The sequence below is a fragment of the Geobacter sp. 60473 genome (assembly GCF_036323535.1).
Lineage (GTDB): Bacteria > Desulfobacterota > Desulfuromonadia > Geobacterales > Geobacteraceae > Geobacter > Geobacter sulfurreducens.
Genome location: NZ_AP028967.1, coordinates 1,763,716 through 1,788,410 on the forward strand (window position 1 = coordinate 1,763,716; position 24,695 = coordinate 1,788,410).

Genomic DNA, 24,695 nt, shown 5'->3' on the forward strand with positions numbered 1-24,695 from the left:
AGGGAGGTGAAACAGAAAGGAGCAGCACTGTGGCAAGAAAGAAGATGGAAGAGGTATCTCTGCGGAACTGGGGCGAAGGTAATGTGACGACCAAGAGGGGGTCTTCCCGACTCTACTACGACTTCCGCTACCTTGGTGAACGGGTTGAAATCTCCACGGGGCTTTCGGATACCCCTGATAACCGCCGCAAGGCCATGGCGTGGCTGATAAGGCAGCGGGAGAGGATTGAGGAGGGGACATTTCGGTTCGCGGAGGCGTTTCCCGGGGCCTCGGAGGAAAAGAAAGCCCACTTCTCCCGACTTGAAGGGTCGATAAATCTCTCCAAACCGAACCATATCCTGTTCGGGGATTATGTATCCCGGTGGTACCGGGAGGTATGGGAGCACCATCCTTCAGCGTCAAAGAAAGTGGACGAAAAATCGGCCATCGACTACTGGATCACACCGTTCTTTGGCAACAAAACGTTTTTCGAGATTAGCTCGGTAGTGATGGGGGACTTTATCCGCTCCCTGAAGCATAGGGAGGGGAATAAGGCAGGCCAGCCCCTCTCCCGCAAAAGGGTAGCCAATATCCTTTTACCATTTCGCTCAATCTGGCGCGATGCCTGCGACGAGTACCGGTGGGATTTACCGGACCCCTTCAAAAACGTGCCGAAGCAGCTCCCCAGAGACGAGACGGTGGACGAGTGCATGGATGTGGTGACCGAGGGAGAGATGCAACGAATCGAGGATACACGCGATGCTCTCCGCTTCGATGAGTTCATGGCATACCTCGACCACATGGATCCCTGGTACCGGCCGGTGGCGGAACTCTGGATCCTCACTGGCATGATCCCGTCAGAGATGGCGGGGCTTACCCGGCTTCACATCAAGGACGGCTACCTCTTTGTTCGCCGCTCCGTCAGCCGGGGGGTGGAGAAAACCGGGGGCAAGACCACGTACCGTCGCCGGGAGATCCGGATTACGGCGACCATTCAGCGGGTTCTCGATGAACTTACTGCCCGCACCGACGGCAAACGCCTGGTGACTCTCAAGAGCGGCAAGCCGCTCACACCGACGGAGTTCTACGACGCATGGATCAAGGCGGAGAAAAAGGCTGGCCTCAGGCACCGGCGCCCCTACAGCCTGCGGCATAGCTTCGCTGCCTGGTCCTTGGCAATCGGCATCGACATGAACAGGCTGGCATGGATGATGGGGCATGGTTCAAAAAAAATGGTGTACGAGGTCTATGGTCGCTACGTGGAAAAGCTGGGAGATGACAAGGAGAAAATCCTCGCCTATTTCGGCCAGGACTTCGTGGTTGAAGAAACGAAAAAGGCCGCCTAGCGGAGCCAATTGCGAAAGAATTGGCGAAAGCTGGCGACCTCAAACCCGTAACGCCTTGATTTTACGGGGAAAATTTTGGAGCGGGAAACGGGATTCGAACCCGCGACTTCAACCTTGGCAAGGTTGCACTCTACCACTGAGTTATTCCCGCGAAACAGGTTCCCGTTATATAGCAAAGGGACGCGGGGGGAGTCAACACTTTTTTTCTTCGGCGTGACTCCCTACGATATCCGGGGGCCGCTTCAGGCGGCGGTTCGCGTAGTTGCGTCGGCCGCGCCGTCTTCGACAACCAGGCCGTCGCGCAGGCGGATGGTCCGGTCGGCGTAGGCGCAGTTGTCGGGGTTATGGGTGACCATGACAACGGTGTGGCCCGCGGCGTTGAGGCGGCGGAACAGGTCCATGACCTCTTCGCTGGTTTTCGTGTCCAGGTTGCCGGTGGGCTCGTCGGCCAGGATGATGGGGGGCTTCTTGACGATGGCCCGGGCGATGGCGACCCGCTCCTGCTCGCCGCCGGAGAGCTGGTTGGGGAGCCGGTCGGCCTTGCCGCCCAGCCCGACCCGCTCCAGGGCTTCATGCGCCGCGGCGACCTTGTCGCGGTTCTTCATCTTCGTGATGGCCAGGGGGAGCATGACGTTCTCCAGGGCCGTCAGGTACGGTACCAGGTGGAACGACTGGAACACGAAGCCGAGCTTTTCGGCGCGGAAGTCGGCCAGTTGCTCGCCGGTGAGGTCGTAGAGCCGGACCCCGGCCATTTCCACCTCGCCGGCGGTGGGGTGGTTCATCCCCCCCAGGACCGACAAGAGCGTACTCTTGCCCGACCCGGACTGGCCCATGATGGTGACGAACTCGCCTTCTTCGATGGCGAGGCTGACGCCCCGGAGCGCCTGAACGGTTTCGTCGCCGCCGGCGTAGTGCCTGGTGAGATCATTGATCCGAATGAGTGTCATTGCGTTCCCTCTGACTGTGGTTGCGGTGCGGGTTACAGCGCCCTGAGTGCTTCGGTGGGGTCCATCCTGCTGGCGTGGAGCGCCGGGTAGAGGCTCGCCAGCATCCCCACCACCAGGGAGAGGAGGACCGACCCGGCCAGGACCGTAGAATCCCAGACCAGGACGGCGTCCTTGCTTTCGGCCATGAACGGGAGCGCCGCGGTGGCCCCGCCCATGCCGGCGGCGTAGCCGACGAGTCCGGCCAGTACGCTCACCAGGGCAGCCTCCAGCAGGATGATCCGGATGATGTGGCTCCTGCGGAAGCCGATGGCGCGGAACACGCCGATCTCGGTGGTGCGCTCGTTGACGCTCCCCATCATGGTGACGAAGACAATGAGGGAGCCGATGAAGGTGACCACGCCGGCCACGGCGTAGGCGAAGCGCCGGAAGTGGTCAAGGGCCTTGAGCCGCGACTCGACCACCTGCTGGATGGCGCTGACCTTGGCTTCGGGAAGCTTCTCGGCAATCTGCACCACCATGTCGCCGATGGGGCAGCCTGCGCAGAGGGCCGCCACTTCCACCAGGGTGATCCGCCCTTCCTTGCCGAGAATCTTCTGGGCATCGGCCAGGGGCATGAAGATGAGGGCGTCGTCCTGGGAGCCGGTCTGCTCAAGGATGCCGGTGACGGTGAAGGAGCGTCCGGCAATGGTGACGGTGTCGCCCGGGGTAAGATGGGCCGTGTCAGCCGCGGAGCTGCCCAGAAGGACGCCGGCGCCGTCTGCGGGCACCTCGCCGAAGACCCGCCACCATTGTTTCATCTTGAGCTCGCTCTCGAAGTCGACCCCCACCAGCAGGGCGTCCTTGTCGCCGAACCGGACGCCGCCGAGGACCTTGGGGGATACGGCCAGGATGTTCTTGCTGTTCTTGATGGCGGTGATCCGCGCCAGGTCTTCCTGACGGATCTCCCGCTGGTCGAAGGTGACCCGGCCCAGGCTGATGCCTCCGTAGCTCATGGAGAGGTCGTTGCTCTGGGGGGTGATCAGGATGTTGGCGCCGAACTCGTCCATCTTGCGCCCGATGTCGTTGGACATGGAGGCGGTGAGGGTCATGAGGGTGACGATGGTGGCAATCCCCACGGCGAGCCCCACGGTGAGAAAGAGCATCTTGGCCCGGCGGCGGCGCAGGTTGTTGATCGAGATATTATGCAGCTTCATGGAGCTCCCCGTTCCTGTGTGCTGTTGTCAGGCTGCCGGGCTCAGAAGAACCGGGCGCCGGTGCGGATGTCGGCTACGTTGATAACCAGATTGCCGCCGGCCTGCCGGGTGGGGATGGCCGCCGGGTTGCATCCGCCGCCCGGCCCCTCGCCGATGCGGTCGGTGGCGAACTTCTTGTTGCACTGACGGCAGGTCATGAAGCCGCCATCCTGCACGTAGCCCTTCTTCTCCTGGAAGCAGACCTCGCAGGCGTCAAAGGCGGCCCGGTAGCTGCCGTTGGGTGCCTTGACCGCGAAGAAGGCAATATCGCGCCCCCCTTCGCTGTGGCGGTAGAAACGGGCCTTGCCGTCCTGCAGGTCGCCCAGGGGAATGCTCACGGCACCCTTCACGACCTTGGCCTTTTCGAACTTGCCGAACCCCGGCAGGCTGAAGGCAGTCACCGCTCCAGCCACGGTCAGCACGGCCACCAGCGCGACCACCCCGAGCTTCATCATCTGCTTTACTGTTCCGGTCTGCATTGCGAATATCCCCCTTGCGCGTTTCTCCCTACCGGGAGTGTTTCTGAGCGAGTGTTGGTTGTGTTCGTGCGGCGGAGGGGCCGATGAAACTCAACGAGCCCCCGACCAGCCGGGCCCTACTTACCGCAGCAGCCTCCGCCGCACCCGCCACCCTGCCGGACAAAGGCGGTGGTACTGCCGGTCTGCGCCCGGTACTCCTCGGGGGTGAGGACCTGGAGGATGCTGCATCCGTAGCCGGCGCCGGTAACGCGTTCGGCCAGAATCTCGGGCCGCACGGTGCGGGAGTCGAAGCCGACCACGACCTTGCCGGCATCCACGTCCACCTGGACTCTGGCGACGCCCGCCTGTTTGCCGAGCGTCTTCTCGATCTTGCCGGCGCAGCTGCCGCAGGTCATGCCCTGGGCCCGCAGGACGGCCACGCTGTCAGCCGACGCCTCCAGCCGCACCGCAAATGCACAGAGCACCACCACGATCACTGCCGCGACCACGATACCGATGGTTCCTTTTTTCATTGCACCCATGACAGGCTCCTTTGAAGGCGGCTTCGGTTCCGCCGGGTTACGACGGAGTCTAATCCAATTGGCGTGCCAGTGTGCCCGCTTGCGTAATCCATTGATTTATCGACAACTAAAAGTGGGGAAACATATCACGGGGAGGAGATTGCAGAATAATCTCCAGAAAGCCTGTGGACTATTCAGCAACAAAACAGGGCCGCTCCCCAAAGGAAACGGCCCCGTCGAAACGCCGGCGACAGGCGCGGGTCAGCGCATCATGCCGCCCCGGTTGCGAGGGACCATGGTGGAGCCCGACAGGTTCCAGAAGGTGGTCGTGGTCATGTTGCGGAACATGCCCGTCATGTTGACGAAGGTGCCCGGGATGGTGCCGATGTAGCGCGTCCGCATGTTCGCCACGTCGGGGTTGGCGCTCTGGGTGGCCTCGAAGCAGAGTTGGGGCAGGCTCAGGTTGATCCGCCCCATGATGTAGCGATACCGGTTGACGTTGACGGCCGCATCGGAGGAGATCTGCCCGGCCATGAGGTCCGCGATCACCCCGGCCACGGTCCGGACCCGCTGATATTCGGTGCGGGTCGTCGTGTTCGTGGAGCCGGACAGTGCCACGAAATCGTCCGTGGACAGGACAACGCTGGCTGGGTTCAGGACCGTGAGGCCCAGTTGCTGCCGGATCTCGTGCATGGCATCGCTGACGGATGCATAGTTGCCGGTTTCGTACTTCTCGCGCAGCAGGGTGGAGATGGGACTGATGAAGCCGTGCATTCCCCGGGGGGCCGTGAGGATGTAGCCCTGGGTCAGGGGCTGGGCCGGGGCGTCCATGTCATAGGTGTTGGAACCAACCGCGCGGGCCACCACCGGGTAGAGCGCTTCCTCGCCCGGGGTGACCGCCAGGGAGAATCTGCCGTTCACATCGGTGGTCGTGGCCGGCTCGCCCGAATCCTGCTGATAGTTGCCGTTCCGGTCCAGGAACACCTCAGCCCTGAAGAGGTAGCCGTCCGCCACCGTGCCGCTGATGGTCGTCTGGGGCGCCGCCGACTGGCCGCCACCGCCGCCGCAACCTGCAACCGCCGCTACCGAGAGGACTGCCGCCACTGCCGTCATCGTTCTGATGTTCATCGCTACCCTCCCTGAGATGTGTACGAATTTACAGAATAGAGCAAAGCGTTGACCGAATTCAAGAAAAGATCCTGCGGCCGGAGGGCTGGAACCCGGCAATTTCATGATTGACATCCCTCGAACCGGTTGCGTATAGTTTCCCCGTTCCGTAAAGGGGAGTAGCCATCGGTCCCACGGGGGCCGACCCATCGTCCGCCAAGACGGCATCGCTGCCCGGGCGTGGGGCCTTTGTTTCCGGCAGGCAAGACCTTTACCTGACGAGCTCACAGAGCCGGAGGTAGAGGTTTTTTTGTGCCCCGGCGTTATTGACAAAGGAGACATGGATCAATGGAATTATTGACCGACCCCCAGGCCTGGCTTGCCCTGGCCACCCTCACCGCCCTGGAGATCGTCCTGGGCATCGACAACATCATCTTCATCTCAATCCTTTCATCCAAACTGCCGGCGGAACAGCAGGAAAAGGCCCGCCTCACCGGCCTGGGCCTGGCCATGTTCACGCGGGTGGCGCTGCTGTTCTCCCTCGCCTGGCTCATGGGACTCACGGAGCCGCTGCTGTCGGTGCTGGAAACGGATATTTCCGGCCGCGATCTGATCCTGATCGCCGGCGGTCTCTTCCTCCTGGCCAAGAGCACCATGGAGATCCACGACAAGCTGGAAGGGGCCGAAGGCCACGGTACGGTCAGGGCGGCGGCGTCCTTCGGGGCCATCATCTTCCAGATCCTTCTGCTGGACATCGTGTTCTCTCTCGACTCGATCATCACCGCCATCGGCATGGCCAACCAGCTGGCGGTCATGGTGGCGGCCGTAGTCATCGCCGTTGGGTTCATGATGCTCTTCGCCGGCAAGATCAGCGCCTTCGTGGATTCGCACCCGACCATCAAGATGCTTGCCCTCTCCTTCCTCATCCTGATCGGGGTGGCGCTCATCGGGGACGGCCTCGACATGCACATTCCCAAGGGGTACATCTACTTTGCCATGGCCTTCTCCGTGGGGGTCGAGATGCTCAACATGAAGATGCGTGCGAAAGGAAAACCGGTCAAGCTGCACCAGCCCTACACGGAGTGATGCCGACGCCCCGTCGCTCCGGCAGATACTTTTTGCTTGACTGCAAAGGTGCCGCCGGTACACTGTTAGCGATTCGGGCGTTAAATCGGCACGTTACCTCACCCCCCACCTCCCCCGACCACTTGCTGATACGCCCGTGATTCCATGATGTTACAGAGGCCGCCCCTTCTCCGACGGAGGGGCGGTCCGATCCGACGGCACCGGCGCCGACTCTCGTTCAGGAGGAACGGTCATGGCGTTACCGAGTCTGTGGGGCATGTTGTCGGCAGCGGCAGGGGTGGCGGCCCTTGCTTCCATCTCCTGGTCACAGGTGCTGCCTCCGCCCGCCAATCAGTACCTGGGGATGTTCGACACCGTTCCCAGCTTTCAGTCCACGGAGGACTGCACCGTCTGCCACACGGGCAGCGACACCATCGCCTTCCGGCACCACGCCCTCATCAACACGACCACCCCGCCGGTCAGTTGCGTCAACTACACCGGAAACCCGGCCAGCCTGGCCAACGGATGCCACGTGCTCATCCCCGACGGCTCGGGGGGGTATACCCTCCAGGACTTCCGCACCTGCGGCGTCTGCCACGTGTCGTCCCCCCACCATTCGACCCGGGCGGCCCTCCAGCTCGACTGCAAGTCCTGCCACGGCAGCTTCGTCGACAATCCCGGCGACGGCCACTATATACCTTCCTATGACCTCGGCGGCTCCATGGCGCCCCATCACCACGGTTATGACGTCAAGGACCCGGTGACCGGCAAAACGATCACCGTCAACGGATGCGCCGCCTGCCACCAGGCGGACCCGACGGCCGTCGATCCCCGGACCGGCGTGGTCAGGCCGGTGTTCGACAACGCCGACACCCACCACGCGACCCAGCTGGACTGCGCGGTCTGCCACCCCGGATCCGACCCGGCAAGCACCACTATCCGGAGCTGCGAGGCCTGCCACGGGCCGGACACGCTCCACAACATCCAGATGGACTCCCCCACGGCCGAGAATATCGGCATCATCGTCCCGTTCAAGGAGCAAGCGGGGTGGGGGCACGTGGGGAGCAACTGGGACTGCATCGGCTGCCACTATTCATGGCTTGAGGTTTCGTGGCTGGCGGCCTCCGCCGGCCCCTGGTCCGCAACGGTCCCCTACCTGAAGGAGCAGAGCGCGTACACCCTTCCGGCCGGCAGCGCCCGGAACCTGACCCTCACGGGTTCGGGCTTCGTCAATGTCGGCGGGGACGGCCAGACCTACTCGTCGGTGGTTGTCCTCGACAACGGCCGGTCGCCGGTGACCATCCAACCGGCCGCCATTACCGACCGTGAAATCCGTATTCTGCTGCCGGCCCTGACCGCGGGCAACTATACGTTGCGGGTGGTCAAGAGCGACAAGCAGAGCAACCGGGCCACCCTGACGGTGGTGCCGCCGCTGCGGATCAGCCGGATCACGCTCGGCGCCGCCAAAACCCTCACTATCACGGGCAGCGGCTTCGGCCCTGCGCCACCCACCGGCTACAAAGCGGGACTCGGCATCTTTGCCGGCACAACCGAAGCAACGGTCATCTCCTGGTCTCCCACGCGCATCGTCGCCACGAGCCCCGCTTTTGCCAGGGGAACCGCCGTTACCGTCAAGACCATCAATGGCACCGTGTCGGGATCGGTGCTGGCCACCTCGAAGCACCTGCGCTGAACCGTTCCGCAACGACGAAAGCCCCTGCTTCACGCGGGGGCTTTCGTCATTGTTACCTTCCGGCGCCCTTCCCTACTTCACTTCGTACCAGAACCTGGCGCTGCGCACCGTGCCGTCCTTCACCTTGAACTTGCTCATGATGCCGTACTTCCCCTTTTTGGAGAGGTCGAAGTCGGCGCCGAAGTGTCCCTGCATTGCCATCAGCGCCTTGGTCTGGGCCTTGTTATCCGGCCCCTGGACCTTCAGGTTCACCTCGCCCTGGGTAATGGCCTTGCCGGTTTTGGCATCCTTGAACTCCACGGCAATGTGATGGGTCTCCTTCATTCCCTTGGGCAATTCCATGTTCATGGCTTTCATGTGCTCGGCCATACTCATGATCTTGAAGGTAGCCTTGACGCCGTCGACCACTTCTTCGTGGGCCGCTGCACCGTGACCGGAATGGTCGCCATGCTTCATGCCTCCCTTGCCCTCGCCGGCGGCGATGGCCGTGAGGGGCGCAGCCAGGGCGAGAGCTGCGACGGCGATGATAACTGCGAGTTTCTTCATGATGCGTTCTCCTTTTTTCGTGGTGTTGATTTCGCTTAATGCTTCATTCCCGAATACTTCAGCTTTCCCTTCTTCAGATCGTGCTTTTTCATCAGCACGAAGATGACCGGCGTCATGATCAGCACGTGGATGGCGGAGGATATCATGCCGCCGATCATGGGGGCTGCAATGGGCTTCATGACGTCGGCGCCGGTGCCGCTGGACCACATGATCGGCACGAGCCCCATGAGAGCCACCGCCACGGTCATGAGCTTGGGCCGCAGGCGGAGCACCGCCCCCTCGTAAGTGGCGTCGTAGATGTCCTGCTCCGTCACCGGCCCGGCCATGAGTTTCTTGTCCAGGGCCTCGTGCAGGTAGATGACCATCACCACCCCGGTTTCCACGGCCACGCCGTAGAGGGCGATGAAGCCGACCCAGACCGCCACCGACATGTTGTAGCCCAGGGCGGACACCAGGTAGACCCCGCCCACCAGGGCAAAGGGGACCGAGAGCATGACCATGCTCGCCTCCAGGGCCGAGTGGAAGGTAAAGTAGAGCAGGATGAAAATGATCACGATTCCGGCCGGGATCAGGACCTGGAGCCGCGCCTTGGCCCGCACCTGGTTCTCCCACTGCCCCGACCAGGACACATAGTAGCCCGGCGGCAGCTTCAGCTGCTTCTCGACCACGGCCTGGGCGTCCTTCATGAAACTCCCCATGTCGCGGCCCCGGACGTTGAGGAAGACGATTGAGCGGAGCAGCCCCCCTTCGCTGGCGATCTCCGGCGCGCCGGTGGAAACCTTGAGCTTGGTCACCTGGGACAGGGGAACCTGGACGCCGCCCATGCCGGAAACGAGGATGCGCTGAATGGCCGGGATGCTGTCCCGGTAGTCGCGCAGGTAGCGGAGCCGGATCGGGAAGCGGTTGCGGCCGTCAACGGCGGTGGTGAGCGTCTCGCCCCCAAGGGCCGTGGCGATCACCTCCTGCACGTCGGCCACCTTTACCCCGTAGCGGGCCGCTGCCTCCCGGTCGATATCGATGTCCAGGTAGTTGCCGCCGGTGACCCGCTCGGCCACAACATCCGCCGCGCCGTTGACCCCCTTGAGAATCCCTTCCGCCTGCACCGCCAGATCGCGCAGGACGTTCAGGTCGTTGCCGAAGATCTTGAGTCCCAGGTCGGTCCGCACCCCGGTGGAGAGCATGTTGATCCGGTTGATGATCGGCTGGGTCCAGCCGTTGCGCACCCCGATCTGCTGCAGCCTGGCGTCCAGTTCACTGACGATGTCGTTCTTGGTGATTCCGGGCCGCCATGTATCCTTGGGCTTCAGGATGATGATCGATTCGAACATGGAGACCGGCGCCGGGTCGGTGGATGTCTCGGCCCGCCCCACCTTGCCGAGCACCAGTTCCACCTCGGGGTGGCTCTTGATGACGGCGTCCTGCACCTGGATGATCCGCTTGGCCTCGGTGATGGAGACATTGGGGAGGGTCACCGGCATGTAGAGGAGCGACCCCTCGTCCAGGGGCGGCATGAACTCGGAGCCGAGCTTCATGTACAGCGGCACCGCCACGAGCAGCGCCACCACGTTCAGGGCGATGACCGTCTTCTTCCACTTCAGGCACCACCTGATCACCGGCCCATAGAGCCGGATGAAGAAGCGGGAGACCGGGTTGGCGCTTTCCGGCGGCATCTTGCCCCGCATGAAGAAGTACATGAGGACCGGCACCAGGGTAATGGCGATCAGGGCCGAGCCCACCATGGAAAAGGTCTTGGTGAAAGCCAGGGGATGGAACATCTTCCCTTCCTGGCCCTCCAGGAGAAAGACCGGCACGAAGGAGAGGACGATAATGGCCAGGGAGAAAAAGATGGCGCGCCCCACCTGTTTGGCGCTGGCGATGATCACCTCCAGCCGCCGCGCCTTCCGCTCCTCCTCGGACAGCTCGGACAGGTGCCGGTAGCAGTTCTCCACCATGATGACCCCGGCGTCCACGAGCACGCCGATGGCGATGGCGATCCCCCCCAGGGACATGATGTTGGAGCTGACTCCCATGAGTTTCATGGTGATGAAGGCGAAGAGCACCGCAATGGGCAGGGTCAGGACGATCACCAGGGCGCTCTGGAAATGGAGCAGGAAGACGAGCACCACCAGGGAGACCACGATGGACTCCTCGGCCAGGGCCCGCTTGAGGGTGTGGATCGCCCGCTCGATGAGATCCGAGCGGTCGTAGGCGGTCTTGATCTTCACCCCCGGCGGCAGCCCCTTCTCCAGGGCGGTGATCTTCTCCTTCACCCGGTCGATGACGTCCTTGGCGTTCTCGCCGTAGCGCATGACCACGATGCCGCCCACCACTTCCCCTTCGCCGTTCAGGTCCAGGAGCCCCCGGCGGATGGCGCCCCCCATCTGGACGGTGCCGAGGTTCTTCACGTAGACCGGGGTGCCGCGCATGTCGGCGGTGACCACGATGTTTTCGATGTCCGCGGGCGACTTGACGTAGCCCCGGCCCCGGATCAGGAACTCGGCATCGGCCTGCTCCAGTAGACGGCCTCCCACGTCGTTGTTGGCCGCCTTGATCGCCTCCATCACGTCGGAGACCTTGATGTTGTAGGCAAAGAGCTTGTGGGGGTCCAGGTCGACCTGGTATTCGCGGACAAAGCCGCCGATGGAGGCCACCTCGGCCACGCCGGGCACGGTGTTGAGCTGGTAGCGGACGAACCAGTCCTGGAGGGTCCGGAGCTGCTCCAGATCGTACCCCTTCCCTTCCAGGGTGTACCAGAAGACGTGCCCCACGCCGGTGCCGTCGGGGCCCAGCGTCGGCACCACGCCGGCGGGCAGGAGCGAAGCCGCGTAGTTCAGCCGCTCCAGCACCCGGGTCCGGGCCCAGTAGATGTCTGCCTTGTCGTCGAAGATCACGTAGATCATCGAGAAGCCGAAGGCCGAAGACGCCCGCACCGCCTTCACCCGGGGAAGGCCCTGGAGGTTCACCGCCAGGGGATAGGTCACCTGGTCCTCCACCACCTGGGGGGAGCGGCCCGGGAAATCGGTGAAGACGATCACCTGGTTGTCGGAGAGGTCGGGGATCGCATCCACCGGCGTCTTGTAGACGGCCCAGATCCCCCAGCCGATGACCAGGGCGAAAAGAATGAGGATGATGACCCGGTTGCGGGCCGAATATTCGATGATTTTCTCGATCATGACGGCTCCATCACATCTTCATGTCATCCATGCTCATGTCGTTCTTTTTGGCGGGAGGCGCGGCAGGGGCCGGCTTCGCCCCCTCCTTTTGCATGCCGGGCATCCCTTCGTGGCCCGTACCGGCGCCGGTGCCGCCCCGCAACTGCGACTCGGAGTCGATGAGGTACGCGCCGGAAGAGGCGATCACTTCGCCTGCCTTCAACCCGGAGAGCACCTGCACCTCGTCGCCGACCCTCGCCCCCACGTTCACGTTGCGGGGCTCGAAGGTCCCCTCCTTCACCTGGACCCAGACCACCTGCCGGGTGCCGGTGTCCATCACCGCGGGGGCGGGGATGACGACGGCCGTGCCGAGGGGCACCTTGATGGCGGCGTTGACGAACATGTCGGGCTTCAGCTTCAGTCCCGGATTGGAGAGCTCGATCCGGGCCTTGATGGTCCGGGTCTTGGGGTCGAGGAACGGGTAGACCAGGGAGATGCGCCCCGCAAAGGTCCTGCCCGGCCACGAGGCGGTGGTCACCTCGACCCGCTGGCCCACCTTGACGAAGGAGACGTCGCTCTCGTAGATCTCGGCCTCGACCCAGACCGTGGAGAGGTCGGCGATGGTGAAGAGGGGATCGCCCATGTTCACGTACTGCCCTTCGATGGCGATCTTTTCGATCACCACGCCGGAGAGCGGAGTATAGACGGGGAGCTTGATGTTGGGCTGTCCCGCCTTCTCCAGCCCGGCGATCTGCTGTTCCTTCACCCCCATGAGCAGCAGACGCTGCCGGGCCGAGGCCACGAGCCCCTGCCCCCCCTGGGAGATGGAGGCGATGGGAGAGTCCTTGAGTCGGTCGCGGCTCTTGAGGGCCAGGAGATACTCCTGCTGGGCCGAGACGAGATCGGGCGAGTAGAGTTCCGCCACCGGCCGTCCCCTGGAGACGAAGTCACCGACCGCATTAACGTTGAGCCGGTCGATCCGCCCCGCCACCCAGGCGGTCACCTTGGCCTGGCGCCGCTGGTCGTAGGCCACGATCCCCGTTGCAGTGATCTCCTTTTGCAGGCTTTTGGCCGTCACGGGCTGGGTCGCCACGTTGGCCATCACCATCTGGGTGGTGGGGACGGCTACCTGGGCGAGCCTCTCCAGTTCCTTGGCGTCGGCGCCGGCTCCGGCAACCTTTTTCACCAGGTCCATGCCGCAGATGGGGCATGATCCGGGTTTATCCTTGATGATGAAGGGGTGCATGGGGCAGGTGTACTCGACCTTGGCCTCGGCGGCGTGGTCATGGCCGTCCCCTTTGGGGGCTTCGGCCCCCTGCTTCTGGCAGCCGGCGGCGGCCAGGGCCAGCAGAAGCGCCACCAGCGGCAGCATGATCCTTCTCGTGAACAACATGGCATATACCTCGCAATGGCGACTCACTCCAGTTCCCTCCCCACCAGTGCCTCCAGCTGGGCGCGGCGCATGCCGTGCTCGGCCAGGGCCTCGTAGTACTGGCGTTCGTAATTGAAGACCGTGACCCGGGCGTCCAGCAGGGAGAGGAAATCGACCTTCCCCACCCGGTAGCCGATGGTGGCAGATTCCAGCGACTGCTCGGCCTGGGGGATGATCCCCGTGCGGTAGAGCTGCGCCAGCTTTTCGCTGCGTTCCAGCCGGGCCAGGCTGTCGGCGATGCCCAAGGCAATGGCATTGTTCAGGGTGTTCAGCTCGGCCCGGGCCATGTCAGTCTCGGCCACGGACTCCCGGGCCATGGCGCGGCGGCGCTCCCGCTGCACCGGCAGATTGAAGGTGAGCCCCACCGAGTACATGTCGTACCCCCGCTCGTCCATGGAGGGGTCCCGCTGCATGTACTCAAGGGAGAGGGTCACGTCCGGGAACGCTTCCAGGCCGGCCAGCCGGTGCCCTGCCGCCCCCTTATCCAGCTGGGCCCGCAGGCTCCTGAACTGGGGACGGTTCTCCTCGGCCAGGGCACGCAACTCGGCGGCTGAGAGGGAAACGGGCCGGATCTCCAGGTCGGGCACACGCCCCACCGGGGTCTCGGCCGGCCTGAAGAGAAGGGTGTTGAGGGTAGCCTGGAGGCTCGCGCGCTGCTGCGTGAGAGCGATCTGCATGTCGAGCATCCGGGAACGCTCCACCTGCCCCTTGAACACGTCCTGCTGGGCCCCCTGTCCCACCGAGTAACGGGTTTCGGCCAGGGTGACGAAGTCGTCCATCACCCGGATATTGCGTTCCACGATATCCATCTCCCGGTCAGTCAGGTAGAGCTGGTACCAGGTTTCCTTGACCATGCGGGCCAGCTCCAGCTTGCGCTCCTCCACCTGCCACCTGAGGGCCTCGGCCTCCCGGTCGGCGATCTCGGCCTTCAGGGCCCGCTTGCCCCAGAAGGGAAGCTCCTGGGAGATGCCGATCACCCGCTGGGTCATGGGGTCCCGCCGGCTGTCCAGGGGGTCGCGCAGAAGGAAGTTCTGGAGCTTGAACATGAGCATGGGGTCGGCCAGGGCACCGGCCTGGGCCACGCGGTTGCGGAACATCTCCCACCGGGCCTCGGAGGCCTTGAGTTCCGGGTTGACGGCAAGGGCGCGGCTCACCAGGGAGTTCAGATCCTCCCCGGCCGGTGCATCGCCGGACCGGGCAGGGCCGGCGAGGAGCAGGACGCAAACCGCCGATGCGAGAAGGGTCCTCAGGATGCAAGTGATCATTTCAGTCTCCGGTACCTCTGGATAGGGTCTCAGATCGGCATTACACAGGCCGTGCCATGCCGTAACCGGCTGAAAGTCCGTGCGGTGCGGCGCGACTATCCGCCGGGCGGTGCAGAATATTCAACAGCAGCGGAGAATATTCTGCGAAAAGTATAGACCCGTAACGGGCCTGCGCAATGACGGGCCAATGGATTCCGGCGTGACATCGAGGGGTGGAAACGGCGGGTTTCAGGGGGAAACGTGAAAGGGGGCGGCCGCGGTCGGGATTGCCAAGGGGTCGAAGTTGCCGGCGGCCCACTGGAGCACGCGGGCACCGGGCGATCCGGCCAGTTCCGCCGGGGGAGACTGCCCCAGGAAGCGGAGGGCGGCGAGCAGGAGCATGCCCCCTTCCCGCGTCAGGTCGCGGCCGGCGGCCAGGGACAGGGCATTGTCCCGCTTGGAGAGCTTGCCGCCGCCGGGGCCGGTCACCAGCGGCACGTGGGCATAGGCGGGGGTGTCAAAGCCGAGCAGCCGCTGGAGCACGATCTGCCGGGGGGTCGATGAGAGGAGGTCGGCGCCGCGCACCACCTGGGTCACCCCCTGGGCCTCGTCATCCACCACCACGGCCAGTTGGTAGGCAAAGAGGCCGTCTGCCCGCTTGATCACGAAGTCGCCGCAGATTGCGGCGAGATCGTGGCGTTGCAGGCCCATGACCAAGTCGGTGAACTCCACGGGTTCCGCCGGCACCCGCACGCGGAAGGAACGGGGCTCTTTGCCCGGCAGGAGTCCGCCGCGACAGAGATTCGGGTAGGGGATCTCGCCGTCCCCGTCGTGGGGGGCGGTGGCTGCCCGGGCGATCTCGGCCCGGGAGCAGCCGCAGGGGTAGGCGTGCCCCGCCGCCAGGAGCCGTTGGAGGGCGGCCCCGTAGGCGGCGGCGCGGCGGCTCTGCCGCATGATATCGCCATCCCAGTCAAACCCCAGGCACTCCAGGGTCCGCAGGATGTCATCCGCCATCCCCGGCACCACCCGGGGGGTATCCAGGTCCTCCATGCGGACGAGCCAGAGCCCCCCCCGGCGCCGGGCCATGGCGTAGCTCGCCACCGCCGCCACGAGGGAGCCCACGTGGAGCGGCCCCGTGGGGGACGGGGCGAAGCGGCCGATAACCGGCGGCTGGGGGGTGGAAGGGACGCACATGGGCGGTCTGCCGGAGCGGTTCGAGACGATGCCGGCCTAGCCGAGGAACGAGCAGCAGTAATCGGTAAGGGACAGCACCTTCATGGTAAAGGATGAATTGGCCGGCACATCGAAGGACTCACCCCCGCCGACGCGGTTCCACGCATCGCTGCCCGGCAGCTTGAGATCCAGCTCGCCGGAAAGGATCTCCATGATCTCGGGCGCGCCGGTGGTGAAGGTGTACTCGCCCGGCTGCATGATACCGAGGGTCTTCTTCGTGCCGTCGGGGAACACGACGGTGCGGCTCACGACGCCGCCGTCGAAGTAGACGTTGGCCTCGCGGATGATGGTTACGTTGGTGAATTCGGACATGGTGTTCCTCCTCTGTGTGATAAGTGGTCGTACTGATCAGCGGACGGGAGAGCCGGAGAGCTCAGCCGCCAGACATTCGATGTGCCGGCCGTCGGTGCCGCAGCAGCCGCCCAGCACCTTCATCCCCAGGTCCCGGTGAAGGGCGGCCACGGTGCGGCCGAAGGTCCCGGGGGACTCCTCCACCAGTTCGGCCGCATTGTCCAGTTCCTCGGGTGAGAAGGCCGCGGTATTGGCCAGCAGCCCCACCACCCGTTGGCGCACCAGGGGCGACGAGTTGGCCTCGTGCAGGAGCGCGCTCCGGAAAAACGAGGCATGGGTGCAGTTCACCAGATAGGCCACGGGCCGGGGGCTCACGGCGGCATCCAGGGCCGCCACCGCCTCCCGCAGCGGCGTGCCGTCCAGGAGCGTCCCCCCGGGCCGCACCACAAAGCTCACCACGTGGGGCATGCCCGTGGCCGCCATGGCCCGGGCCAGCCCCACGGCCTCGCCCAGGGCGGGTAGCGTGGCGGCCAGGAGGAAATCCACTCCGGCGGCGGCCAGGGCATCGGCCTGCCAGGAGTGAAACTCGCGGGCTTCATCCTCCGACAGGGCCTCGGCTGGCCGGTAGGCATCTCCCCGGCAGCTCATGAGGCCGCAGATGAGAACCTTCCGGCCGTAGGCGCCGTAGCTCCGCCGAAGCTCGTCCAGAAACCGGAAATTGTCGCCGTTCACGTCACTGCCGGCCAGTCCGGCCGCCTCGATCCGCTCCCGGCTGGCCCGCCAGGTGGGGGTGGACAGGAGCAGCGGCAGATCGTGACGCGCCCCGATGTCCAGGTACTCGCGACAGATGGTTGCCAAGGCGGCGCGGCCGGCGGGGGCGTACACGAGGGCCGAATTCACCAGCCAGGGGTCCAGGTCCACTCCGGCCCGGCGCAGGCGCTCGATAACCGCCCCTTCGCCGAGGATCACGGGGGACTCCGCCAGAAACGCGGAAAACGATACGTAGTCAGTCATGGTCTCGCTCCTCAGGCCACCCCGGCCAACTCCAGCCGGCCGCCCCAGCGCCGCGCCAGCTCCTCCCGGAGCAGTTCGTGGCCGGGGGCCCGCAACTCAGGGTCCCGCTCCGCCAGATCGAAAGCCTCGGCCCGGGCCTCTTCCAGGATGCGGCCGTCCCGCAGGATGTTGGCCACGCGAAAATCGGGGATGCCCGCCTGGCGGGTGCCGAGGAAATCGCCCGGTCCCCTGATCTCCAGATCAGCCTCGGCGATCCTGAAGCCGTCGGTGGTCGATTCCATCACCCGCAGCCGCTTGACCCCGTCATCGGACAACCGGTCCGACGCCATGAGGATGCAGCGGGACGTGGCACTGCCGCGCCCCACCCTCCCCCGCAGCTGGTGGAGCTGGGAAAGGCCGAACCGCTCCGCGTGCTCGATCACCATCACCGTGGCATTGGGCACGTCGATCCCCACCTCGATGACCGTGGTGGATACCAGAATGTCGATCTCCCGTTCCTTGAAGGAGCGCATCACCGCCTCCTTCTCCTCGGGCTTCATCCGGCCGTGGAGGACGCCGAGGCGCAGATCCGGGAACACCTCATTGGCCAGGTGCTCCGCCATCTGGGTGGCCGCCTTGAGCTCGCTCTTCTCCGACTCCTCCACCAGGGGGTAGATGACGTAGGCCTGGTGCCCCGCGGCCACTTCGTCGCGGATGATGCCGTAGACCTGCCGGCGGCGGGAATCGGTGCAGATCTTCGTCTCCACCGGGGTGCGGCCCGGCGGGAGCTCGTCGATGACCGACAGGGACAGGTCGCCGAACACGGTCATGGCCAGGGTGCGCGGGATCGGGGTGGCGGTCATCACGAGGATGTCCGGGTTTTCCCCCTTCTTGCGCAGGAGCCCCCGCTGGAGCACGCCGAAACGGTGCTGCTCGTCCACGATTCCGAGCCCCAGCCGGTGGAACTCCACCTTGTCCTGGATCACTGCGTGGGTGCCGATCACGATCTGCACCTCGCCCCGCGCCACCCGCTCCAGGGCTCCGGCCTTGGCCTTTCCCTTCAGGGACGACGTGAGTAGCGCCACGGTCACCCCCAACTGCTCGCACCAGCGGTGGATGTTCAGGTAGTGCTGCTCGGCCAGGATCTCGGTGGGAGCCATGATGGCCACCTGGTAGCCGTTCTCCACCGCCACCAGCGCCGCCAGGAGCGCCACCAGGGTCTTGCCGCAGCCCACGTCCCCCTGCACCAGCCGGTGCATGGGGTGGGGCGCCATCATGTCGGCCTTGATCTCGGCCAGGACCCGGCGCTGGGCCTCTGTCAGGGCAAAGGGAAGCAGCTTCAGGAGCGGCTTGGTGTACGTGTGGTTCACGGAAAACGCGATTCCCTGCTCCAGGGTCACGCCCCGCCGCTTGAGCGCCAGGCCCAGTTCCAGGAAGAAAAATTCGTCGAAAACCAGGGTCCGGTGGGCCGGGTCCCGCCCCTCCTCCAGGGCACGGGGGTCGGCGTCGGCAGCCGGAAAGTGGACCGCTCCCAGGGCCTCGGCCAGGGGCAGCAGCGCCCGCTCACGGATCACCCGGGCCGGCAGGGCGCTCTCCACGCAGGGGGCGAAGCGGTCCACCACCTCCTTCATGACCTTGCGCAGCGCCTTCTGGTTCAGCCCCTCGGTGAGCGGATAGACCGGCACCAGCCGGCCGAATCCCACCGGGTCCCGCGCCATGGCCGCCTCCACCGTCTCCCCCTCGGCCAGCCAGTCAACGTCCGGATGATGTACCTCACGCTGGAGACCGTACTGGGTCACCTGGCCGGTGAAGATTCCCCGGCGGCCAGGCTGCCAGGCCTTGCGCATGAACGCCGCATGGTAGTTGAACCACTTGAAGGACATGACACCGCTCGCATCCCGCGCCATCACCTCGAAGAAGCGGCGCCCCCCCTTGGTGGTCACCACGTCGGCCGACACCACCTCCCCTGCAAACACGCAGGTCTCACCGGGGCGGAGCCGGTTCATGGGCACCACCTGGCGGCGGTCCTCGTAGCGGTTCGGGAGCAGGTAGAGGGCATCCTCCACAGTGATGATTCCCTTCCGCGCCAGGACCTCGGCCATCTTCGGCCCCACCCCCTTGATGAACTGCATGGGGGTCTCAAGGTTCTTGCGCGCAATGGCCTGCCGGAGGCTCCCCTCAGCCGACGCCGCCAGGGCCGCCGACCGGGTCAGCACCAGGCGCCCCTCTGCGTCCGCCTCCACCACCACCCGGTCGCCGGGCGCAAGTCCGAGGGGTCCCAGCAGATCGGCGGGGATCAGGAGCGAACCGTCTTCAGACCTCTTCAACACGGGCATGGGGGAGTCCTTCACAATGGCTGCGGGGAGCGGAGTGGCGTTCCCGCTCCGGAATTCATCATGACGCCGTGTGGGCATCGATTGAACAGACATACTGCCATCACCATGCGCGGCCCGCAAGGGGATACTTGCGACCGGCAATCACGTCCCCCTTGCTTCGCCGACACCACCCCGCCCCCCTTCCATTCGCGACTGGAGAAGGAAACCTTGTGCCCGGGGAGAGTATGTGTTAATAACCTTCCACCGCCTGACTTCCACCTGCAAGACGGTTTAAAAACTATTGCGGGGCGGCAGCTTCAGCCGGTGGAGCGGCCATGCAGGATCAGGCACTCCAATGACACACGAAAGGGTTGACCATGGCTAAAGAGCTCTATGTGGGGCATATGTCGTACGAAGCAACGGAGGACGATCTGCGACGGCTGTTTTCGGTGGCCGGAACGGTGACGTCGGTCCACATCATCACCGATCCCGAAACGGGTCGGTCCAAGGGGTGCGGCTACGTGAGGATGCTCACCGAGGAGGAGGCAAAAGAGGCGATCGAGACCCTTGACGGCGCCCTGCTCAGGAACAGGGTGATCACCGTGAGCGTGGCGCGCCCCCAGAAGCAGGCCACCCGGCCCGCTCCCCGTCGCGGGAAGCCCGGACCGGCGGGCAGGTCCGGTAAAAAACGGCCGTCGTAAAAACCTCTATTCAATAATCCGACTATCTAATAGGATTATTAAAGGAGGTGCAACGATGCAAGAACTACTGTATATGCTTGGTTTTTTGGCGTTCTGGATCGTACTCAACAAATTCATCCTGCCCCGGCTCGGGGTACCGACCTGAATGGCGGACACCTGTTCTCCCGGCGGGAAGAACGAGAAAAAGGACAACAAAGGGGCGTGAGTGATCACGCCCCTTTGTTTTTCCGCGCGCTGTTGATCCTGCGCGACCGGTGCGGCTCCTCCACCACCAGCAGGTAACCGTCCGGGTCGAAACACCAGAACTGTTTGACGCCGTAAGGCTTTTCCTCCAATGGATAGACCACGTCGAGCCCCTCCTCCACCACCGCGTCGAAGATATCCTCTATCCCCTGCACCTGCACATGGATCGTCATCCCCACACCCTTGGGATACTCCTCCAGGCGCTCGCCCAGGAAGGGGTGGACCTGGACCACGGCAGCCTCCTCCACGAAGATGATCTCCCAGTCGCCGCTGCGCAACTCCAGGTGCTCGGGAGCGCCCCGCGCGGTGAGCGCGCGGTTCACGTCCAGTTCGAGGATTCCCACGTAAAAGGCTTCGGTGGCGTCCAGGTCGGCCACCGCCAGCTGGATCGAGACGGAGGCTCCGGCCACCCTACATCCCCCCGAACCACTTCATGGTGTAGCGGGAAAGGACACTCAGGTAGTTGGTGAAGATCATCACGCCGACGACAACCAGGAAGAGACCGGTGACGATCTCCAGGATGCGGATATGCTTCTTGAAGCGGTTGAAGAAGGTCAGGAACTGGTGCATGGCCAGGGACGACAGGAAGAACGGAATGGCCAACCCCATGGAATAGGTGAACAGGAGGAGGATTCCCTTGGAAACGGTCTCTTCGGTGGCGGCCACCATGAGAATGGAAGCAAGGATCGGTCCGATGCAGGGGGTCCAGCCGGCGGCAAAGGCGAGCCCCACCAGGAAGCTGCCCAGGTACCCGGCCGGCTTGCGGTGGACCTGGAGCCGCTTTTCCCCCAGCAGGAGATGGATGGGCACGAGGCCCGATACGTGGATGCCGAAGATCACTATCAGCACGCCGCCAACCTTGCGGATGACGTTCATGTGCTCGTGGAGGAATCCGCCGATGAAGGTCGCCGAGGCGCCGAGGAGCACGAAGACAAAGGTGAAGCCGGCGATGAAGAGAAGCGAGTGGACAATGGTCTGCTGCCGCACCTTGTGAGTCGGGTGCTCGGACTGGATGTCGGCGAAGGAGAGGCCGGTGATGTAGGTTATGAAGGACGGAATGAGCGGCAGCACGCAGGGGGACAGGAAGGAAAGAAGCCCCGCCACGAAGGCGCCCACAAAGGTTATGTTGGTTGATTCCATGAATACCTCGACTTGGCGGGGTGCCCTACTTGGCCAGGGCGCCGTTGAGATAGGCGATCACGTCGGGGTGGTCCCACTCTACTCCCCCCACGACCTTCTTAAGTATAACCCCATTCTTATCCACCACAAACGTCTCCGGCACACCGGTGACGCCGTAGAGTTTACTGGCTTGCTTGTCGGTATCCATCAGCGTGGGCAGATTAAAGCCCGTCTTGCGGAAGAAATCCTCCACCGCCACCGGCCCGCCGTCGTCGATGGAGATGCAGAGCATCTTGAACGGCTTGCCGGCCATGGCCGCCTCAAGCCGCATCATGGAGGGGATCTCCTCCCGGCAGGGGGGGCACCAGGTGGCCCAGAAGTTGACGAGAACCACCTGCCCCTTAAGGTCGGACAGCTTCACAACCTCTCCCTTGAGGGTGTTGAGGGTGAAGTCGGGGGCGGGGTTTCCCTGCACGGCGGGCTTCTGCTCCTTGGAGCAGCCCAGGAGCGCCAGCAGGATCAACAGCGGCAGAAGGCGGACAATCTTTCTCATTTTTTTCTCTCCGGTGCAGTGATCTGATACTTCTCCATCCTGTAGATGAGCGTATGGCGCGGAATGCGAAGAAAACGCGCCGCCGAGCTCTGATTCCAGTTGTTCCGTTCCAGGGCTTCCACCACGATTTCCCGCTCCAGCTGCTCAAGGGAGTATCCCTCGTCGGGGAGGCTGATAACGGGACATTCCGTCGACGGTGCGCGGCGGCTGCGTACCTTGTCGGGAAGGTCCGCCGGGGCGATGGTGTCGCTGCCGCGCATGATGAGGAGCCGCTCCACGGTGTTTTCCAGCTCCCGGACGTTGCCCGGCCAGCCATAGCATGCCATGACCTCAAGGGTCTCCGGGGCAAAGGTCACCCGATCGCCGCCGTGCCGCGCGGCAAAGTGGCGCACCAGCAGGGGGATGTCCTCCTTCCGCTCCCGCAGCGGCGGCAGGTGGATCGGTATGACTGAGAGGCGGTAGTAGAGGTCCTCGCGGAAACGGCCCTCCTCGATGGCCTGCTCCAGATCGGCGTTGGTGGCGGCCACCACCCGGACGTCCAGCTTCCGGACCTCGGTGCCCCCCACCTGCTGGACCTCCTTTTCCTGGAGCGCCCGCAGAAGTTTCGACTGGAGTTCAACGGGCAACTCGCCCACTTCGTCGAGGAAGAGGGTCCCTCCCTCGGCCTGCTGGAATTTCCCCGCCTTGTCGCGCACGGCGCCGGTGAAGGAACCCTTCACGTGGCCGAACAGTTCGCTCTCAAGCAAATCGCGGGGGATGGCCGCGCAGTTGACCGCCACGAAGGGGGCTGCTCTCCGGGAGCTGCGGGTGTGCACGGCGCGGGCCACCAGTTCCTTGCCGGTGCCGGATTCGCCGGTGATGAGGACCGTGGCGTCCGTGTCGGCCACCCGGTCCACGACCCGGAAGACCTCCTCCATTCGGCGGGAGATGCCCACGATGCTCCGGTAATCCTCCCGCTCCGTGAGAGCCTCCCGCAGGCGGCGGTTTTCCCGGGAAAGCCCGAGCATCTCCAGGGCCTTTTTCACCGTCAGCTTCAGGGCATCGCGGTTGAATGGTTTGGTAATGTAATCGTAGGCCCCGGCTTTCATGGCGTCGACCGCCGTCTCCACGGCACCGAAGGCGGTGATCACGATGACTGCTGTCTCGGGCGAACGCCCCTTGATTTCCTGCAGGAGCCGGAATCCTCCCATGCCGGGCATTTTCAGGTCGGTGACCACCAGGGCCGGCGAACGCTCATCGAACAGGCGCAGGCCCTCCTCGCCGCTTCCCGCCGTGATCACGTCGTACCCCTCCTCCTGGAGGTTGTATTCGAGTACCCGGCGCAGCGATACGTCGTCGTCGACGATCAGTACCCGGGCCGGTTGCCGCTCTTCAGCCATCACTCCCCCATCTCCCCGATCACACCGGCAGCCACACCCTGAAAGTGGTTCCCCTGCCGGGCTCACTCTCCAGGCCGATGGTGCCGCCGTGGGCCTCCACGATCCGCTGGGTGATGACAAGCCCCAGGCCGGTTCCTCCCTCCTTGGTGGTGAAAAACGGAGTGAAGATCTTCTCCCGCTGAGCCGGATCGATTCCCCGGCCCGTGTCCGACACCGTGATCTCGACGCCGGCGGGCGTATCGCCGCCGGCTCCGCGCATAGCCAGGCTCACGGCCACGCGCCCGCCCTCGCCGGTCGCCTGGAGCGCATTGAGGATCAGGTTGAGAAATGCCTGGCGCAGCCGCTCCCGGTCCCCGGCCACCGTAGGCGCTTCTCCCGCCTCCAGGCTGAGCCCGACCCCCCGGGCGGTCGCCTCGCTCTCCTGGAGCGCCACAAGCTCACGCAGCTCGGCCGCCAGGTCGCACCGTTTCTTCTCCCCATCAAGCGGCCGCGCCAGGCGCAGGAAATCCTCGACCACCCGGTTGAGCCGGTCGGTTTCCTTGATGAGGATCTCCAGGAACTCGAACTTGCGGTCGCCGGGGCTGAAGTCGTCGCGCAGGATCTCCGCCGTGCCTCGGATGGAGCCCAGCGGGTTGCGGATCTCGTGGGCCAGCATGGCCGACATCTCTCCGAGTGCCGACAGGCGTTCGGCCCGGCGCAACTGCTCCTCGATGCCGATGATGAGGTCGGCCTGCCCCCTGAGGGTGCGGTAGGAATCCTCCAGGCGCCGGGCGGCGCGCTCCAACTCGTTCCTCCGCTCCTCTTCCTTCTGGCTCAGGTAGCCGGTGATGCCTCCCACCACGTTGTAGAGGAGAATCTCTAGAAACTTCTCCAGTTCCAGCGACGGCCGCGCCCCCCACTGGAACAGGACGTGGGGCACGTAGAGGATACTGACGACGACTGCCGTGCCGAGCCCCCCCCTGAGACCGAACCAGAAAGCGGCCAGGATGATCGGAAGATAGTAGAGCCTCTGGAACAGATCATGGAGAGCGGGCAGGTGAAGGGGTGTCAGATAGTGGAACAGGCTGATCCCGACGATGAACACCGCCAGCAATGGAATCCGCGCCGAACCGGGCAGTCTCATGGCATTTCCGTGAAAAGCAAAAG

The 24,695-nt window shown here is 64.4% G+C and carries 22 protein-coding genes and 1 tRNA gene; 4 read left to right on the forward strand and 19 right to left on the reverse strand.

Translation table 11 applies throughout. The features are described 5' to 3' along the window. Positions 1-29 precede the first annotated feature (29 nt). Positions 30-1,325, forward strand: coding sequence for an Arm DNA-binding domain-containing protein (locus AABA48_RS07960; RefSeq protein WP_338271278.1), 1,296 nt, complete (start codon positions 30-32; stop codon positions 1,323-1,325). Positions 1,326-1,401: 76 nt separating this feature from the next. On the opposite strand, the gene AABA48_RS07965 is transcribed toward AABA48_RS07960, so the two are convergent. The 6 genes from AABA48_RS07965 to AABA48_RS07990 form a co-directional block, all read right to left on the reverse strand. Continuing rightward, positions 1,402-1,476: transfer RNA gene (locus tag AABA48_RS07965), tRNA-Gly, on the reverse strand. 91 nt (positions 1,477-1,567) lie between these two features. Continuing rightward, positions 1,568-2,272 (reverse strand): ABC transporter ATP-binding protein, encoded by a 705-nt coding sequence (locus tag AABA48_RS07970; RefSeq protein ID WP_338271279.1) that lies wholly within the window; start codon positions 2,270-2,272, stop codon positions 1,568-1,570. Between the two features lie 32 nt (positions 2,273-2,304). Then, positions 2,305-3,465: an ABC transporter permease gene (locus AABA48_RS07975; RefSeq protein ID WP_286349990.1), complete on the reverse strand. Its 1,161-nt coding sequence runs from the start codon at positions 3,463-3,465 to the stop codon at positions 2,305-2,307. A gap of 41 nt (positions 3,466-3,506) precedes the next feature. Then, positions 3,507-3,983 (reverse strand): DUF2318 domain-containing protein, encoded by a 477-nt coding sequence (locus AABA48_RS07980; protein WP_286349991.1) that lies wholly within the window; start codon positions 3,981-3,983, stop codon positions 3,507-3,509. Positions 3,984-4,099: 116 nt separating this feature from the next. After that, on the reverse strand, positions 4,100-4,504 hold the full coding sequence (locus AABA48_RS07985) for a heavy-metal-associated domain-containing protein (protein ID WP_010941991.1): 405 nt from the start codon (positions 4,502-4,504) through the stop codon (positions 4,100-4,102). Positions 4,505-4,744: 240 nt separating this feature from the next. Beyond that, positions 4,745-5,611, reverse strand: coding sequence for a hypothetical protein (locus tag AABA48_RS07990; RefSeq protein WP_286349992.1), 867 nt, complete (start codon positions 5,609-5,611; stop codon positions 4,745-4,747). Positions 5,612-5,938: 327 nt separating this feature from the next. On the opposite strand from AABA48_RS07990, the gene AABA48_RS07995 reads away from it, so the two are divergent. Both AABA48_RS07995 and AABA48_RS08000 read left to right on the forward strand, forming a co-directional pair. Further along, entirely contained in the window at positions 5,939-6,676 is a 738-nt protein-coding gene (locus AABA48_RS07995) for a TerC family protein (protein WP_286349993.1), read from the forward strand. Between the two features lie 232 nt (positions 6,677-6,908). Further along, on the forward strand, positions 6,909-8,348 hold the full coding sequence (locus AABA48_RS08000; RefSeq protein WP_286349994.1) for an IPT/TIG domain-containing protein: 1,440 nt from the start codon (positions 6,909-6,911) through the stop codon (positions 8,346-8,348). A gap of 72 nt (positions 8,349-8,420) precedes the next feature. On the opposite strand, the gene AABA48_RS08005 is transcribed toward AABA48_RS08000, so the two are convergent. From AABA48_RS08005 to recG, 8 genes are all read right to left on the reverse strand, one after another. Further along, entirely contained in the window at positions 8,421-8,894 is a 474-nt protein-coding gene (locus AABA48_RS08005) for a hypothetical protein (protein WP_286349995.1), read from the reverse strand. A 35-nt stretch (positions 8,895-8,929) separates the two neighbouring features. Beyond that, positions 8,930-12,067 carry an efflux RND transporter permease subunit gene (locus AABA48_RS08010; RefSeq protein ID WP_286349996.1) on the reverse strand — a complete coding sequence of 1,046 codons (3,138 nt, stop codon included), beginning with the start codon at positions 12,065-12,067 and terminating at the stop codon, positions 8,930-8,932. 10 nt (positions 12,068-12,077) lie between these two features. Further along, on the reverse strand, positions 12,078-13,439 hold the full coding sequence (locus tag AABA48_RS08015) for an efflux RND transporter periplasmic adaptor subunit (protein ID WP_286349997.1): 1,362 nt from the start codon (positions 13,437-13,439) through the stop codon (positions 12,078-12,080). A gap of 23 nt (positions 13,440-13,462) precedes the next feature. Next, a complete protein-coding gene (locus tag AABA48_RS08020) occupies positions 13,463-14,743 on the reverse strand; it encodes a TolC family protein (protein WP_324312117.1) in 1,281 nt (426 codons plus the stop codon). A 228-nt stretch (positions 14,744-14,971) separates the two neighbouring features. Further along, positions 14,972-15,916 (reverse strand): tRNA glutamyl-Q(34) synthetase GluQRS, encoded by a 945-nt coding sequence (gene gluQRS, locus AABA48_RS08025; protein ID WP_338271280.1) that lies wholly within the window; start codon positions 15,914-15,916, stop codon positions 14,972-14,974. Between the two features lie 36 nt (positions 15,917-15,952). Next, the gene (ppnP, locus tag AABA48_RS08030; protein WP_010941982.1) at positions 15,953-16,267 is read right to left on the reverse strand and encodes a pyrimidine/purine nucleoside phosphorylase; all 315 of its coding nucleotides are present in this window, start codon (positions 16,265-16,267) and stop codon (positions 15,953-15,955) included. Positions 16,268-16,303: 36 nt separating this feature from the next. Next, on the reverse strand, positions 16,304-17,260 hold the full coding sequence (locus tag AABA48_RS08035; RefSeq protein WP_286350000.1) for a homocysteine S-methyltransferase family protein: 957 nt from the start codon (positions 17,258-17,260) through the stop codon (positions 16,304-16,306). 11 nt (positions 17,261-17,271) lie between these two features. Continuing rightward, a complete protein-coding gene (gene recG / locus AABA48_RS08040; RefSeq protein WP_286350001.1) occupies positions 17,272-19,575 on the reverse strand; it encodes an ATP-dependent DNA helicase RecG in 2,304 nt (767 codons plus the stop codon). A gap of 356 nt (positions 19,576-19,931) precedes the next feature. On the opposite strand from recG, the gene AABA48_RS08045 reads away from it, so the two are divergent. Further along, positions 19,932-20,255 carry an RNA recognition motif domain-containing protein gene (locus AABA48_RS08045; RefSeq protein ID WP_039645435.1) on the forward strand — a complete coding sequence of 108 codons (324 nt, stop codon included), beginning with the start codon at positions 19,932-19,934 and terminating at the stop codon, positions 20,253-20,255. A gap of 209 nt (positions 20,256-20,464) precedes the next feature. Here AABA48_RS08045 and AABA48_RS08050 read toward each other — a convergent pair whose 3' ends face one another. From AABA48_RS08050 to AABA48_RS08070, 5 genes are read right to left on the reverse strand one after another with little or no spacing between them, the layout of a single operon-like run. Continuing rightward, positions 20,465-20,908: a VOC family protein gene (locus tag AABA48_RS08050; protein ID WP_286350002.1), complete on the reverse strand. Its 444-nt coding sequence runs from the start codon at positions 20,906-20,908 to the stop codon at positions 20,465-20,467. Between the two features lies 1 nt (position 20,909). Next, complete coding sequence (locus AABA48_RS08055) at positions 20,910-21,638, reverse strand: cytochrome c biogenesis CcdA family protein (RefSeq protein ID WP_286350003.1); 729 nt, start codon at positions 21,636-21,638, stop codon at positions 20,910-20,912. A 25-nt stretch (positions 21,639-21,663) separates the two neighbouring features. Further along, on the reverse strand, positions 21,664-22,170 hold the full coding sequence (locus AABA48_RS08060; RefSeq protein WP_286350004.1) for a TlpA disulfide reductase family protein: 507 nt from the start codon (positions 22,168-22,170) through the stop codon (positions 21,664-21,666). Further along, a complete protein-coding gene (locus AABA48_RS08065; RefSeq protein ID WP_286350005.1) occupies positions 22,167-23,549 on the reverse strand; it encodes a sigma-54-dependent transcriptional regulator in 1,383 nt (460 codons plus the stop codon). Before AABA48_RS08065 ends, AABA48_RS08060 begins: the two co-directional genes overlap by 4 nt. A 19-nt stretch (positions 23,550-23,568) precedes the next feature. Then, complete coding sequence (locus tag AABA48_RS08070) at positions 23,569-24,672, reverse strand: two-component system sensor histidine kinase NtrB (RefSeq protein WP_286350006.1); 1,104 nt, start codon at positions 24,670-24,672, stop codon at positions 23,569-23,571. Positions 24,673-24,695: the final 23 nt, after the last annotated feature.

What these genes read in the sequence shown, in the direction of transcription:
- AABA48_RS07970 (WP_338271279.1), bottom strand. Translation starts at nt 2,272, where the DNA reads ATGACACTCATTCGGATCAATGATCTCACCAGGCACTACGCCGGCGGC.
- AABA48_RS07975 (WP_286349990.1), bottom strand. Translation starts at nt 3,465, where the DNA reads ATGAAGCTGCATAATATCTCGATCAACAACCTGCGCCGCCGCCGGGCC.
- AABA48_RS07980 (WP_286349991.1), bottom strand. Translation starts at nt 3,983, where the DNA reads ATGCAGACCGGAACAGTAAAGCAGATGATGAAGCTCGGGGTGGTCGCG.
- AABA48_RS07985 (WP_010941991.1), bottom strand. Translation starts at nt 4,504, where the DNA reads ATGGGTGCAATGAAAAAAGGAACCATCGGTATCGTGGTCGCGGCAGTG.
- AABA48_RS07990 (WP_286349992.1), bottom strand. Translation starts at nt 5,611, where the DNA reads ATGAACATCAGAACGATGACGGCAGTGGCGGCAGTCCTCTCGGTAGCG.
- AABA48_RS07995 (WP_286349993.1), top strand. Translation starts at nt 5,939, where the DNA reads ATGGAATTATTGACCGACCCCCAGGCCTGGCTTGCCCTGGCCACCCTC.
- AABA48_RS08000 (WP_286349994.1), top strand. Translation starts at nt 6,909, where the DNA reads ATGGCGTTACCGAGTCTGTGGGGCATGTTGTCGGCAGCGGCAGGGGTG.
- AABA48_RS08005 (WP_286349995.1), bottom strand. Translation starts at nt 8,894, where the DNA reads ATGAAGAAACTCGCAGTTATCATCGCCGTCGCAGCTCTCGCCCTGGCT.
- AABA48_RS08010 (WP_286349996.1), bottom strand. Translation starts at nt 12,067, where the DNA reads ATGATCGAGAAAATCATCGAATATTCGGCCCGCAACCGGGTCATCATC.
- AABA48_RS08015 (WP_286349997.1), bottom strand. Translation starts at nt 13,439, where the DNA reads ATGTTGTTCACGAGAAGGATCATGCTGCCGCTGGTGGCGCTTCTGCTG.
- AABA48_RS08020 (WP_324312117.1), bottom strand. Translation starts at nt 14,743, where the DNA reads ATGATCACTTGCATCCTGAGGACCCTTCTCGCATCGGCGGTTTGCGTC.
- gluQRS (WP_338271280.1), bottom strand. Translation starts at nt 15,916, where the DNA reads ATGTGCGTCCCTTCCACCCCCCAGCCGCCGGTTATCGGCCGCTTCGCC.
- ppnP (WP_010941982.1), bottom strand. Translation starts at nt 16,267, where the DNA reads ATGTCCGAATTCACCAACGTAACCATCATCCGCGAGGCCAACGTCTAC.
- AABA48_RS08035 (WP_286350000.1), bottom strand. Translation starts at nt 17,260, where the DNA reads ATGACTGACTACGTATCGTTTTCCGCGTTTCTGGCGGAGTCCCCCGTG.
- recG (WP_286350001.1), bottom strand. Translation starts at nt 19,575, where the DNA reads ATGCCCGTGTTGAAGAGGTCTGAAGACGGTTCGCTCCTGATCCCCGCC.
- AABA48_RS08045 (WP_039645435.1), top strand. Translation starts at nt 19,932, where the DNA reads ATGGCTAAAGAGCTCTATGTGGGGCATATGTCGTACGAAGCAACGGAG.
- AABA48_RS08055 (WP_286350003.1), bottom strand. Translation starts at nt 21,638, where the DNA reads ATGGAATCAACCAACATAACCTTTGTGGGCGCCTTCGTGGCGGGGCTT.
- AABA48_RS08060 (WP_286350004.1), bottom strand. Translation starts at nt 22,170, where the DNA reads ATGAGAAAGATTGTCCGCCTTCTGCCGCTGTTGATCCTGCTGGCGCTC.
- AABA48_RS08065 (WP_286350005.1), bottom strand. Translation starts at nt 23,549, where the DNA reads ATGGCTGAAGAGCGGCAACCGGCCCGGGTACTGATCGTCGACGACGAC.
- AABA48_RS08070 (WP_286350006.1), bottom strand. Translation starts at nt 24,672, where the DNA reads ATGAGACTGCCCGGTTCGGCGCGGATTCCATTGCTGGCGGTGTTCATC.